This window comes from Pectobacterium sp. S5 (assembly GCF_051707265.1).
Lineage (GTDB): Bacteria > Pseudomonadota > Gammaproteobacteria > Enterobacterales > Enterobacteriaceae > Pectobacterium > Pectobacterium polare.
Map to the genome: position 1 here is coordinate 134,690 of NZ_JAULSZ010000001.1, position 12,477 is coordinate 147,166.

Here is a 12,477-nt window from a genome sequence, read left to right on the forward strand (position 1 = left end):
CAGACCTCAAATCTAGCCCGGTAGTAATAGTCATTACTTATGATGATATTATCGGGCTACTTTTCCCTCTATAATTTTCGGTTTAATCCTGACTCACACCACCATGCGAAAGAAATCCATTTATGTCGCCTACACGGGCGGCACCATCGGTATGCAGCGCTCGGCCAATGGCTATGTTCCGGTATCCGGTCATTTACAGCAGCAGTTGGCAAAAATGCCGGAATTCCACCGTGAAGAGATGCCGTCGTTCACGATTCATGAATATGACCCGCTGATCGATTCGTCTGATATGACGCCCGCGGATTGGCAATCCATCGCGGACGATATTCAAAGCCATTACGATGATTACGACGGTTTCGTGATTCTGCATGGTACTGACACGATGGCGTTCACCGCTTCTGCGCTCTCGTTTATGCTGGAAAATCTTGCCAAGCCGGTTATCGTGACAGGGTCACAAATTCCGTTAGCGGAATTGCGCTCAGACGGCCAGACCAACCTGCTGAACGCGCTGTACGTTGCGGCTAACCATCCGATTAATGAAGTTGCACTCTTCTTCAATAACAAACTGCTGCGCGGCAACCGCACCACCAAAGCTCACGCGGATGGCTTTGATGCTTTCGCTTCCCCCAACTATCCACCGCTGCTGGAAGCCGGTATCCATATTCGTCGGCTGGCACCGACCGTAGAATGCAGCAACTGTCCGCCGCTAAAAGTGCATCACATTACGCCACAGCCTATCGGGGTGATTACGATTTACCCCGGCATTTCTGCCGATGTCATCAGCAATTTCCTCCGTCAGCCGGTGAAGGCACTTATCCTGCGCTCCTACGGCGTTGGCAACGCGCCGCAAAGCCCTGGGTTGCTGCACGAATTACGTGAAGCCTCCGCACGCGGCATTGTGGTCGTCAATCTGACACAGTGCATTTCCGGGCGCGTGAACATGGGCGGCTATGCGACAGGCAATGCGCTGGCGCATGCGGGCGTTATCAGTGGCTTTGATATGACCGTCGAAGCCGCATTGACCAAACTGCATTACTTACTGAGCCAGCAAGACTTAAGCGCCGATGATATTCGCCAGTTGATGCAGCAAAACCTGCACGGGGAATTGAGCGATAAAGATTGAGTTAATCACGGAGTCGTAATGAAAAAAGCATTGCTATTAGTTGATCTGCAAAATGATTTTTGTCCCGACGGTGCATTGGCTGTTAACGAAGGCGACCGCGTCATTGAGGTGGCTAACCGCGCTATTGAGGCCTGCATAGCCGCTGGCATCGCGGTAATTGCCAGTCAGGATTGGCACCCCGCTAATCACGGCAGCTTTGCGGTTAATGCAAATACCAAGATCGGAGAACTCGGTGAGTTAAACGGGTGGCCACAGATCTGGTGGCCGGTTCACTGCGTACAGGGAACATCCGGCGCTGATTTTCATCCAGCACTGAATCAGTCGGCTATTCAGTGGGTGGTGCAAAAAGGAACCCAGCCGGAGATCGATAGCTATAGCGCTTTTTTCGATAACGGACATCGGGTAAAAACCGAATTGGATGCGTGGCTACACGCCAATCACATCACTCATTTGATTATTCTGGGGCTGGCGACAGATTATTGCGTCAAGTTCAGCGTGTTGGATGCGATTGCCCTGGGCTATCACACTGAAGTCTTGGTGGATGGCTGTCGTGGCGTGAATCTTTCGCCTGATGACAGTGAATTCGCATTACGGGAAATGGCACAGCGTGGGGCGATACTGACGGATATGACGCAGTTTCTTACTACGTTATCTGCCGCCCACTAACGCTACGGCTACTGACAACTGAAATAGCGGCAGCCGTTGCGGCTGCCTGCTTATGTTTTACGCGTTGGGTTTCAGCGTAATAATGGCGTCAGCGATGTTAAACTCGCGCTTAAGCTCCTGCTTGCTCTTCATCACGATTTCGCCATCAGTGCCAATCGTCATGTGCTCAGCCTGTTCGTTATGGCGAGCCTGCCACATCATCACCATTTGCAGACAGTTTTCTTTCTGTTCCGCCGTCAACGCGACACCGTCTGGCCATTTGCCCAGCTCCACCGCCGTGACTAACCGTTGGTAAATTTCTGGCGTCATGGCGTCGATCAGATCATTGAGTTCCATATCCGGTTTCTGCTCCGAGAAAGGTCAGATTTATTCTTACTGGGTTCTTGTGCTAAAAGCGTTTTTAGTAGCTGAATCGTTTAAAGCAAGCTATCATCTAGCTTATCGCCGTCGCACTTATCGCAGACAGATTACCCGTCAACGCGTTCGCCATCAACGTCGTCGATGAAACTCAGTGAAGCCGAATTCACGCAGTAACGTTCACCCGTGGTTTTCGGGCCATCAGGGAACACGTGCCCCAGGTGCGCATCACACTGCCCGCAGCGGATCTCGATACGGCGCATATTGTGTGAATCATCTTCCAGATAGCGAATGGCCTCTGAAGAGACCGGCTGATCGAAGCTCGGCCAGCCACAGCCGGAGTCGTATTTGCTGTCGGAATAAAACAGCGGAGCCTGGCAGCACAGGCAGTGATAAGCGCCAGTGCGCTTGTTATGCAGCAATTTGCCTGAAAACGCAGGTTCCGTACCACGTTGCTGGGTGACATAGCGCTGCATCTCTGTCAATTCAGTATTGTCGGACGGGGTACGCGAAGCGGAGTCGTTAGTCATGGAAGTCTCACAGCGGGTGTTATCAATTCAATTAATCCTTGATTATAACAAAAAATTAACAACCTGACAGGCTGTTCTGGCCTAATATTAGGAATGTTATTAGCATGAACATTTAATTGTGATGCGCATCACATATTGAGATTACACAGGCTTTATATGATGCATTCCGCCCTCATATCAGGCTTAGATGTTACTTAGTTACAGGGTCGAGCGGTTTTCGCACAAAGTTTGGTCATAGGTTTGACTTACAGCAACTATTGACACGATTCCGCTTGACGCTCAGCAAGGTTTTTGTAATTTTACAACCAACCTTTTATTCACAAACCAATAGCTGGTGGAATATATGACTATCAAAGTAGGTATCAACGGTTTTGGCCGTATCGGCCGTATTGTTTTTCGCGCTGCGCAAGAGCGTTCTGACATCGAGATCGTTGCAATCAACGACCTGTTAGATGCTGAGTACATGGCGTACATGCTGAAGTACGACTCAACTCATGGTCGTTTCAACGGCACCGTTGAAGTTAAAGATGGCCACCTGGTTGTTAACGGCAAAACCATTCGTGTTACCGCAGAGCGTGATCCTGCAAACCTGAAGTGGAACGAAGTCAACGTGGACGTTGTTGCTGAAGCAACTGGCCTGTTCCTGACTGACGACACTGCACGTAAACACATCGCTGCTGGTGCGAAGAAAGTCGTTCTGACTGGTCCATCTAAAGATGACACCCCAATGTTCGTTATGGGCGTAAACCACAAAACTTACGCTGGTCAGGAAATCGTTTCTAACGCATCTTGCACCACAAACTGCCTGGCGCCACTGGCAAAAGTTATCAACGACAACTTCGGTATCGTTGAAGCACTGATGACCACCGTTCACGCAACCACTGCAACGCAGAAAACCGTTGATGGCCCGTCTCACAAAGACTGGCGCGGCGGCCGTGGCGCAGCACAGAACATCATCCCATCTTCTACCGGTGCTGCTAAAGCAGTAGGTAAAGTGATTCCTGAGCTGAACGGCAAACTGACTGGTATGGCGTTCCGCGTTCCTACCCCTAACGTTTCTGTTGTTGACCTGACTGCACGTCTGGAAAAACCAGCGTCTTACAAAGAAATTTGTGCAGCAATCAAAGCCGCTTCTGAAGGCGAGCTGAAAGGCGTTCTGGGCTACACCGAAGACGAAGTAGTTTCTACCGATTTCAACGGTGAAAAACTGACTTCCGTATTCGATGCTAAAGCCGGTATCGCACTGAGCGATAACTTTGTGAAACTGGTTTCCTGGTACGACAACGAAACTGGTTACTCAAACAAAGTTCTGGATCTGATCGCTCACATCTCTAAATAAGCGTCAGCGATGATTCTGTGAAAAAAGGGCGACGTGATGTCGCCCTTTTTTATTGTCTATTGCAGATTTCTTTTTACCACGAAAAACAATCAAAAAAAGGCACTATCATGCATAACACAATGTTCTCACTCCCCGTCACGAAGCAAATTAGCGCCACCCTCACCCAGCGTCAGTTGGACCAATTACCTATCATCATCGTTGACCATCCTGAAGTTCGCGCGGCAGTCGCCTTACAAGGTGCGCACCTGCTTAGCTGGCAGCCAACAAACGAAGAGCCGGTGCTCTGGCTGAGCGACAACACGCCTTTTACTCATCACGTTGCGATTCGCGGCGGTGTCCCGATCTGCTTCCCTTGGTTCGGCCCTTTCGCCGATCCTAATCACGGTTTTGCCCGTCTGCTGCCGTGGGAATTTACCGCCCACAGCGAAGATGAACACGGCGTACAGCTCACCTTTACGCTGAAAGACAATGAAGAAACACGCAAGAGCTGGCCGCATGCGTTCACGCTCATCGCCCGCTTCAAGCTGGGCAAGGAATGTAGCATTGAACTGGAAGCGCATGGCGATTACAGCATTACCAGTGCGCTGCACACCTATTTCAATATCGGTGACATCAGCGATATCCGCATTGCGGGTCTGGGTGAGACCTTCATTGATAAGGTGGATCAGGGCAAGCTGGCAACACAGCAAGGCGATCTGGTCTTTACTGACCGTACAGACCGCATTTATACCCACCCGCAAGACACCAGCGTGGTACATGATGCAGTGCTGAAACGCGCTATCGAAGTGCACCATACGCACCATAGCGATGTCGTATCATGGAACCCCGGTGCGGAACTCTCTCGTACGATTAGCGATATGACCGATGAGGGCTATAAAACGTTCGTGTGTGTGGAAACCGCGCGAATTAATCAACCGTTTGTCGCATCCGCCAATGCACCAGCGCGTCTGACGACGGTTATCCGCATCAAGAAATAACCACAGAAATACTTAGCTATATCGGTGTATGGCGATATCGCCATACGCCCTATTCTGCAAATCCTTTCGCTTCCGTTACACCACGTCCAGATGCTGTTTGCGCGTTGGCGGTGGAAAGGCTTGATCTAGCTGTGCGATATCTTCCGTCGATAGCACCACGTCCAGCGCTTTCGCATTTTCCTGAACATGCTTCACAGAACTGGCTTTAGGAATCGCGATCACGCCCGGTTGACGAATTGCCCACGCCAGTAAAAGTTGAGCAGGCGTGATGTTATGTTCGCGTGCAATACGGTTCACCACCGGATGCGAGAATAATCCATCACGTAAGCGCCCTGCCTGCGCCAACGGACAATACGCCATTACCGGAAGCTGCTGTTGCTGACACCACGGTAGCAAATCAAACTCAATACCGCGCGATGCCAAATGGTAAAGCACCTGATTGGTCATGCAGCACTGTCCGCCGCTTAGCGACCAGAGCTCTTGCATATCCTCAAGGTCGAGATTGGAAACGCCCCACTGACCGATTTTCCCCGCCTGCTGCAATCGCTCCATCGCCGCAATCGTATCCACTAACGGGATACCACCGCGCCAGTGCAGCAGATACAGGTCAATACGCTCGGTTTGCAGTCGCTTCAGGCTGCGTTCACACGCCTGTATCGCCTTTTCGCCTCCCGCATTGTGCGGATAGACTTTCGACACCAGATAAACGCTGTCACGGCGGCCACGTATCGCTTCACCGACAACCTCCTCCGCCCGGCCTTCCGCATACATTTCGGCCGTATCAAGCAGCGTTAACCCAAGGTCGATCCCCGTTTGCAGCGCCGTCACTTCCTGCGCTTTCATTCGGGCATCTTCACCCATGTACCACGTTCCCTGACCGATCGCCGGTACGCGGGTGTCATCTGGAAAACGAATCGCTTTTGTCACGTGTTCCTCCCTGTTTGCCGTCAACGTAACGAGTTTGCCATTAAACCTAACATGGCATTCAGCGCACCATAAACGTGCAAATGGGGTGATATCACCCCATTATTGTACGGCAAATGCACTATGCTTACGAAGAGCATTAAAAGCGCTCATGAAAAGCATCAGAAGCGATAGCTGACGCCTGCGCTCATTAAGATGCTGTGGTTACTATCAACAATCGGGCTGTCTTTCATTTCGTCAGACAGACGCGTGTAGCGGCCCACAGCCCAGGCGCTCCAGCTTTGGTTAATCTGATAACCCGCGCTCAGTTCAAGATACGGGGCCCAGCCATCGCCAGGGCTATACTGGTTAAAGCCAGAACGGGCGGACTCCTGTGCGCTAACGCCGTAGTAATACTGGTTCATGTTTTCACTGAACCAGGTGGCACCGATACCGGGAGTGATACTCAGATCGCCCATTGAGAAGCGGTAAAGATAGGCGGTATCCCACGCAAAGCCGTTGCTGTAATCCAGCGTATCCCCGGCCAGCACAGTACGAATCTCACCCCAGTCGGCGGTATGACGATAAGCCGCACCCGCCATCAGCGTACTGCGGCGTTTGTCCAACTGCTTCATACGCAGATCGTCGCTATCTCCCGGCTTAAACCCTAAAGGCAGGTAGTACGCCGTTAAAGAGAAACGATTTGCGCCGTCATTCCACAGGTAGTATCCCCCCCCCAGCCCGCGGAAATAAAAACTTTCACTTTCATAATTCAGTACAGGAAGCGGATAAACATCATTATCAACACCACGGTATACGGACGTTGAACCCGCAGCGCCAAGGCCCAGAGAGACATCTGCGGCATAGGCTGAAGGCAGGAGCACAGCACCAGAAATCAGTGCGGCCAGCACACATAGTTGAGGTTTTTTCACAGTTTTCTATTTCCTATTACAGATAAATATCATGAAACATGATAAGCCAATTACACACGTTCGCGTTCAGGTTATATAAAAATAACATTAACGAATAACCTATATATTCGATAGGTTTTACGTGCGCTAACGTCGGTAATAGGCAGTGTCCTTAAGGCTGAACGCCCATTCTCTATAATGTTACACGGATTTTCCTGAAAGTGAGTCCTTGAAATATCTTAAAAATACGTCTGTGGACTAGAGGAAATTTTACGGATGCAAACTACGCTTTAATACAGAAGGTGACGTCTTCCTGACCAGCCGGTATGAATAAAATCACGACGCCCTGATGCGACAAGTTGGCATAAGGGTTGCTGGACTCAGGAGATTTCTTCTTTCGGAGGGCAATACATTAATAGGCATATATTCCACACGCTCTCTTAATCTGTGCTAATCGACGAAGGACGGGCATCGCTATGAACATATTTGATCACTACCGCCAGCGCTACGACGCTGCCAAGGACGAAGAGTTCACTCTGCAGGAATTCCTTACCATCTGTCAGCAGGATCGCAACGCTTATGCGAACGCGGCTGAACGATTGTTAACGGCTATCGGTGAGCCTGTAATGGTGGATACCGCCCAAGAATCACGAATGTCGCGCCTATTCTCGAACCGGGTGATTGCTCGCTACCCTGCTTTTGAAGAGTTTTACGGCATGGAAGAGGCCATCGAACAGATTGTCTCTTACCTGAAACATGCCGCGCAGGGATTGGAAGAGAAGAAACAAATTCTGTATCTGTTGGGGCCGGTCGGCGGCGGAAAATCTTCTCTGGCCGAACGCCTGAAAGCGCTGATGCAGCGCGTACCGATTTACATCCTCAGCGCTAACGGCGAACGTAGCCCGGTGAATGATCATCCGCTCTGCCTGTTCAATCCGCAGGAAGATGCCGCGATACTTGAGAAAGAGTATGCCATTCCACGTCGCTATCTCGGCACCATTATGTCGCCGTGGGCGGCTAAGCGTCTCCAGGATTTCGGTGGCGATATTACCAAGTTCAAAGTCGTCAAAGTGTGGCCATCGATTCTGGCACAGATTGGGATCGCGAAAACCGAGCCCGGCGATGAGAACAATCAGGACATTTCAGCGCTGGTCGGTAAAGTCGATATCCGCAAGCTGGAGCATTATGCTCAGAACGATCCCGATGCCTACGGCTACTCCGGCGCATTGTGCCGCGCGAACCAGGGCATTATGGAATTCGTCGAAATGTTCAAAGCGCCAATCAAGGTGCTTCACCCGCTGCTGACTGCGACACAAGAAGGCAACTATAACGGCACGGAAGGCATTGCCGCCCTGCCGTTCAACGGGATTATTCTGGCGCACTCCAATGAATCCGAGTGGGTGCAGTTCCGTAACAACAAGAACAATGAAGCGTTTCTTGACCGCGTGTATATCGTGAAGGTGCCGTACTGCCTGCGCGTGTCCGAAGAGGTCAAGATCTACGACAAACTGCTGGACCACAGCGAACTGACGCATGCCCCTTGCGCGCCCGGCACGCTGGAAACGCTGGCCCGTTTCTCCATTCTGTCGCGTCTGAAAGATCCAGAAAACTCCAGCATCTACTCCAAAATGCGGGTTTACGACGGAGAAAGCCTGAAAGATACCGATCCGAAGGCGAAGTCCTATCAGGAGTATCGCGATTATGCGGGCGTCGATGAGGGAATGAACGGCCTGTCGACCCGCTTTGCGTTCAAGATTCTGTCGCGCGTCTTTAACTTCGATCACAGCGAAGTCGCCGCTAACCCAGTACATCTGTTCTACGTGCTGGAGCAGCAGATCGAACGCGAACAGTTCCCGCAGGAGCTAGCAGAGAAGTATTTAGAGCACCTGAAAGGCTATCTGACGCCGAAATACGCCGAGTTTATCGGTAAAGAGATCCAGACCGCCTATCTCGAGTCCTATTCCGAATACGGCCAGAACATTTTTGACCGTTATGTTACCTATGCGGATTTCTGGATTCAGGATCAGGAGTACCGTGACCCAGATACCGGCCAGCTGTTTGACCGTGAATCATTAAACGCCGAGCTGGAAAAGATCGAGAAGCCTGCGGGCATCAGCAACCCTAAAGACTTCCGTAATGAGATCGTCAACTTCGTCCTGCGCGCCCGTGCCAGCAATAGCGGCCGGAATCCAAACTGGACCAGTTACGAGAAGCTGCGTACGGTCATTGAGAAGAAGATGTTCTCCAATACGGAAGAGCTGCTGCCTGTGATTTCGTTTAATACCAAAACCTCAACGGATGAACAGAAAAAACATGACGACTTCGTCGATCGCATGATGGAGAAAGGCTACACCCGGAAACAGGTTCGTTTGCTGTGCGAATGGTATCTGCGGGTGAGGAAGTCATCATAATGACGCACGATGCTGGCGACAGCGTTTGGGGGAAACATGGCCTATTTTATTGACCGACGACTGAACGGCAAAAACAAAAGCACGGTGAACCGCCAACGCTTTCTGCGCCGCTATAAGTCGCAAATAAAACAGTCGATTTCCGAGGCCATTAATAAGCGTTCGGTGACCGACATCGAAAGCGGGGAGTCAGTCTCGATCCCCAATGCAGACATCAACGAACCGATGTTCCATCAGGGCCGTGGAGGACGCCGCCACCGCGTCCACCCGGGCAACGATCACTTCGTACAGAATGACAAAATCGAGCGGCCACAAGGAGGTGGCGGCGGTGGTTCCGGTCAGGGGGACGCCAGTAAAGATGGCGAAGGCGAAGATGAGTTTGTCTTTCAGATCTCCAAAGATGAATATCTGGACTTGCTGTTTGAAGATCTGGCGCTGCCGAATCTGAAGAAGACCCAGCATCGGCAGATGAACGAGTACAAAACGCACCGCGCCGGGTACACCGCTAACGGCGTTCCTGCAAATATCAGCGTGGTGCGGTCGCTGCAAAACTCGCTGGCACGCCGTATGGCGATGACAGCGGGTAAACGGCGCACGCTGCATGAGTTGGAAGAGTCACTGGAACAGCTGGCGCACACCGAACCTGCACAGTTGCTGGAAGAGGAACGGCTGCGGCAGGAAATTACCGAACTACGCCAGAAAATCGCCCGCGTGCCTTTTATCGATACGTTTGACCTGCGCTACAAGAACTACGAGCGCCGAGCCGAGCCGTCGAGTCAGGCCGTGATGTTCTGTTTGATGGACGTGTCCGGCTCGATGGATCAAGCGACAAAAGACATGGCGAAGCGCTTTTATATTCTGCTGTATCTGTTCCTCAGCCGAAATTATAAAAACGTCGACGTCGTCTACATTCGCCACCACACGCAGGCCAAAGAGGTCGATGAACAGGAGTTCTTCTACTCTCAGGAAACTGGCGGCACCATTGTCTCCAGCGCGTTAAAGCTGATGGAGGAAGTGGTTCGCGAGCGTTACGATCCGTCGCAGTGGAATATCTACGCGGCACAGGCCTCGGATGGCGATAACTGGGCTGATGACTCACCGCTGTGCCACCAGATTCTGGCAAATCAGCTTCTGCCGATGGTGCGTTACTATAGCTACATTGAAATCACTCGGCGTTCACACCAGACGCTCTGGCGTGAATATGAAACGCTGCGCGATAAATTCGATAATTTCGCAATGCAACATATTCGCGATCAGGATGATATCTACCCTGTCTTCCGTGAACTCTTCCGTAAACAAACGGTAGGGCATTGACCCCTCTCGATCGGCCAGTTATCTGTTAATGATTAATCGTTAGCTGGCTGATTTTTTCTCTCTGGGCATTTTTCTATAAACATGCATTTAAAATACATGTATTATAAATGGCATTATACCTGCACAGAGAATCGCTTATGAACATTGATAAATTCAAACACCAGCACAACGAAATACTCGAAAGTATTGATACCCTGCGTCAGCTATCTCGGGCCGGTGTGACAGAGAACGCTACTGACATCGCCCGCGCCATCGTCGCCATGAGCTCAACCATCAAGCTGCACCTTTCCGCAGAAGATCGCGTGCTGTACCCTTCGCTTCAGCGTAGCGGTGACGAGCAGTTAACGAAGATGAGTCAGCATTATCAGAATGAAATGCAAACCATTGCCGCCGATTACGATGCGTTTTCCCGTCGCTGGAATACGGCTTCGCAGCTGGTGGGGCACGACAGGGATTTCCGGGCGGATGCCAATAACGTGTTGCGTAAGGTCTATGAACGCATGCAGCGGGAGAATCATGATTTTTATCCCCGCATTGAAACGGCCTGAGTGGATTAAGCACGTTTGACTAAAGGGCGGAAAATCTCTGTTCCGCCCTATTGATTCTGTTGATTAGCGCCTTCATGCAACCTCGCCACGCCATTTTCCTTCGCATCATCGTGACATTGTCACAAAGATAACGCTTTCTTTCCGCCAGTGTGCGCATTACCCTGTCGAACCCATAAAACATAGATTTCTGCTTTTGTTATGCAACGATTTGTTCTGATTTTACTGACTCTGGTTCTACTCGGCCCTCTGGGCATCGACATCTATTTACCGCTTATTCCCGCCATCGCCGTGGCACTGAACAGCCCTGAATCGCTGATTCAATCCACCGTCGCCCTGTTTATTCTGATCATGGGATTAGGCCAACTACTTGCGGGGCCGCTGGTCGATAAATACGGCCGACGTCCTATGGCGCTGGCTGGCGTGATTATCTATCTCATCGGCGCGATCATGGCCGCGCTGGCTACCAGCGCTACGCTATTTGTCCTCTCACGTCTTTTTCAGGGGCTGGCCGTCTGTTGTACCGCCGTCGCCATTTTCAGCAGCGTGCGTGACAAACTGAACGGCGACGATGCCGCCAGAACCTATGGTTTTCTTAACGGCACGCTGAACATTGTGCCGGCGCTGGCGCCGCTATTAGGTGGGCTTTTGGCTGAAGCCTTCGGCTGGCGTGCGCCCTTCTGGTTCCTTGCAGGCTACAGCATCCTAGTACTGGCACTCGTCATCCGCTTCCTGCCCGAAACGCGCCCGGATTCAACGTTGCCCGTACACGGCTTGCCGCTGCGCCAATACGCACGTCTGTTGTCCGACCGCCAATTTCTGGGATTCGCCTCAGTCAACGCGGGTGCAATGGGAATGGCATTGACCTATGTCACCTTCTCTCCCGTAGTGTTGATGAATGAGGCTCAGCTCACGCCGCTTGAGTTTTCCATTGCCTTTGGCGTGAACGGTTTTTGGATCATGCTGGTCAGCTTCTTTGCGAATCGCATTATTCGCAAAGTCGGCCGACCGCGCTGTCTGGCTATCGGTAGCCTGCTGATGGGTGCTGGGTTTGTTTCGCTGCTGAGCGGCGTCGTTCTCTTACCCGAAACGATGCAAGACACCTGGCCGACCTATATGCTGCCCGTCGCGCTGGCCTGTGCCGGTCTGGCATTTTTGATTGGCCCGTCCACCAGCTATGCGCTGGAGCCTTATTCCAATGAGGCGGGGATTGCGTCAGCGATGGTAGGATTTGTGCAGATGGCGGGCGGCGCTGCGCTGGGCTTGATGGCTATGGCTATTCCTCTGCCGTCAAAAGTATCACTGGCGCTGGTGATGCTCTGTGCCGCCCTGCTGGCAATACGCGCCCGTCTGCTGACGCGGCACCACAAGAGCAGCATTACATCGCTGCCCCGCACGTAGTTA

The 12,477-nt window shown here is 51.6% G+C and carries 12 protein-coding genes; 8 read left to right on the forward strand and 4 right to left on the reverse strand.

Going from position 1 to position 12,477, the window contains the following annotated elements:
• Positions 1 to 103 precede the first annotated feature (103 nt).
• Both ansA and pncA read left to right on the forward strand, forming a co-directional pair.
• Complete coding sequence (gene ansA / locus QWJ20_RS00635; protein WP_174868331.1) at positions 104 to 1,123, forward strand: asparaginase; 1,020 nt, start codon at positions 104 to 106, stop codon at positions 1,121 to 1,123.
• Between the two features lie 18 nt (positions 1,124 to 1,141).
• Positions 1,142 to 1,789 carry a bifunctional nicotinamidase/pyrazinamidase gene (gene pncA / locus QWJ20_RS00640; RefSeq protein WP_174878461.1) on the forward strand — a complete coding sequence of 216 codons (648 nt, stop codon included), beginning with the start codon at positions 1,142 to 1,144 and terminating at the stop codon, positions 1,787 to 1,789.
• A 57-nt stretch (positions 1,790 to 1,846) separates the two neighbouring features.
• On the opposite strand, the gene QWJ20_RS00645 is transcribed toward pncA, so the two are convergent.
• Positions 1,847 to 2,125 (reverse strand): YeaC family protein, encoded by a 279-nt coding sequence (locus QWJ20_RS00645; RefSeq protein ID WP_010295246.1) that lies wholly within the window; start codon positions 2,123 to 2,125, stop codon positions 1,847 to 1,849.
• A gap of 131 nt (positions 2,126 to 2,256) precedes the next feature.
• Positions 2,257 to 2,676: a peptide-methionine (R)-S-oxide reductase MsrB gene (gene msrB, locus QWJ20_RS00650; RefSeq protein ID WP_029367374.1), complete on the reverse strand. Its 420-nt coding sequence runs from the start codon at positions 2,674 to 2,676 to the stop codon at positions 2,257 to 2,259.
• 343 nt (positions 2,677 to 3,019) lie between these two features.
• On the opposite strand from msrB, the gene gapA reads away from it, so the two are divergent.
• Both gapA and QWJ20_RS00660 read left to right on the forward strand, forming a co-directional pair.
• Complete coding sequence (gene gapA / locus QWJ20_RS00655) at positions 3,020 to 4,015, forward strand: glyceraldehyde-3-phosphate dehydrogenase (protein WP_048260224.1); 996 nt, start codon at positions 3,020 to 3,022, stop codon at positions 4,013 to 4,015.
• Positions 4,016 to 4,122: 107 nt separating this feature from the next.
• A complete protein-coding gene (locus QWJ20_RS00660) occupies positions 4,123 to 4,992 on the forward strand; it encodes a D-hexose-6-phosphate mutarotase (RefSeq protein ID WP_433991630.1) in 870 nt (289 codons plus the stop codon).
• A 75-nt stretch (positions 4,993 to 5,067) separates the two neighbouring features.
• Here QWJ20_RS00660 and QWJ20_RS00665 read toward each other — a convergent pair whose 3' ends face one another.
• Both QWJ20_RS00665 and QWJ20_RS00670 read right to left on the reverse strand, forming a co-directional pair.
• Entirely contained in the window at positions 5,068 to 5,919 is an 852-nt protein-coding gene (locus QWJ20_RS00665; RefSeq protein ID WP_433991631.1) for an aldo/keto reductase, read from the reverse strand.
• Positions 5,920 to 6,077: 158 nt separating this feature from the next.
• Positions 6,078 to 6,827, reverse strand: coding sequence for a MipA/OmpV family protein (locus QWJ20_RS00670; protein ID WP_095699400.1), 750 nt, complete (start codon positions 6,825 to 6,827; stop codon positions 6,078 to 6,080).
• Positions 6,828 to 7,282: 455 nt separating this feature from the next.
• Between QWJ20_RS00670 and yeaG the strand changes: the two genes are divergently transcribed.
• The 4 genes from yeaG to QWJ20_RS00690 all read left to right on the forward strand — a co-directional run bounded on the left by yeaG (position 7,283) and on the right by QWJ20_RS00690 (position 12,474).
• Positions 7,283 to 9,217: a protein kinase YeaG gene (gene yeaG, locus QWJ20_RS00675; protein ID WP_095699399.1), complete on the forward strand. Its 1,935-nt coding sequence runs from the start codon at positions 7,283 to 7,285 to the stop codon at positions 9,215 to 9,217.
• A gap of 36 nt (positions 9,218 to 9,253) precedes the next feature.
• Positions 9,254 to 10,528: a YeaH/YhbH family protein gene (locus QWJ20_RS00680; protein ID WP_039487111.1), complete on the forward strand. Its 1,275-nt coding sequence runs from the start codon at positions 9,254 to 9,256 to the stop codon at positions 10,526 to 10,528.
• A 137-nt stretch (positions 10,529 to 10,665) separates the two neighbouring features.
• Complete coding sequence (locus tag QWJ20_RS00685) at positions 10,666 to 11,076, forward strand: hemerythrin domain-containing protein (RefSeq protein ID WP_205550571.1); 411 nt, start codon at positions 10,666 to 10,668, stop codon at positions 11,074 to 11,076.
• A gap of 198 nt (positions 11,077 to 11,274) precedes the next feature.
• The gene (locus QWJ20_RS00690) at positions 11,275 to 12,474 is read left to right on the forward strand and encodes a multidrug effflux MFS transporter (RefSeq protein ID WP_433991632.1); all 1,200 of its coding nucleotides are present in this window, start codon (positions 11,275 to 11,277) and stop codon (positions 12,472 to 12,474) included.
• The last annotated feature ends 3 nt before the right edge of the window (positions 12,475 to 12,477 follow it).

Coding starts and splice junctions, on each gene's coding strand:
- QWJ20_RS00685 (WP_205550571.1), top strand. CDS start 10,666: ATGAACATTGATAAATTCAAACACCAGCACAACGAAATACTCGAAAGT.
- pncA (WP_174878461.1), top strand. CDS start 1,142: ATGAAAAAAGCATTGCTATTAGTTGATCTGCAAAATGATTTTTGTCCC.
- yeaG (WP_095699399.1), top strand. CDS start 7,283: ATGAACATATTTGATCACTACCGCCAGCGCTACGACGCTGCCAAGGAC.
- QWJ20_RS00660 (WP_433991630.1), top strand. CDS start 4,123: ATGCATAACACAATGTTCTCACTCCCCGTCACGAAGCAAATTAGCGCC.
- QWJ20_RS00645 (WP_010295246.1), bottom strand. CDS start 2,125: ATGGAACTCAATGATCTGATCGACGCCATGACGCCAGAAATTTACCAA.
- ansA (WP_174868331.1), top strand. CDS start 104: ATGCGAAAGAAATCCATTTATGTCGCCTACACGGGCGGCACCATCGGT.
- QWJ20_RS00690 (WP_433991632.1), top strand. CDS start 11,275: ATGCAACGATTTGTTCTGATTTTACTGACTCTGGTTCTACTCGGCCCT.
- msrB (WP_029367374.1), bottom strand. CDS start 2,676: ATGACTAACGACTCCGCTTCGCGTACCCCGTCCGACAATACTGAATTG.
- QWJ20_RS00680 (WP_039487111.1), top strand. CDS start 9,254: ATGGCCTATTTTATTGACCGACGACTGAACGGCAAAAACAAAAGCACG.
- gapA (WP_048260224.1), top strand. CDS start 3,020: ATGACTATCAAAGTAGGTATCAACGGTTTTGGCCGTATCGGCCGTATT.